The 271-nt window shown below is 72.3% G+C and carries 1 pseudogene; it reads left to right on the forward strand.

From position 1 onward, the window contains the following. A pseudogene (locus tag ACPYOG_RS19570) lies at positions 1–271 on the forward strand (glycosyltransferase family 4 protein); the annotation flags it as partial.

Genomic DNA, 271 nt, shown 5'->3' on the forward strand with positions numbered 1-271 from the left:
ACGACACCCTCGCGTGGACGCATCCCGGAGCGCTGGGCACGCCGTTGACGCTCTGGACCAAGGCGATGGCGAAGCGTGCGAAGAAGCACACGGACGCGGTCGTGGTTCCGACGCACGCCGTCGCGAACCGGCTCGGCGAGGCGCTCGACTTCTGCGACCGCATCCGCGTCATCGGCGGCGCACCGGCGACGACGCTGCGCCTGCCGCCGGATGCAGACGAGCGCGCAGAGCGCCTCGGCCGGCCCGAGAGGTACGCGTTCACCCTGGGCAC

The organism is Leifsonia sp. HAY1-4F (genome assembly GCF_056755275.1).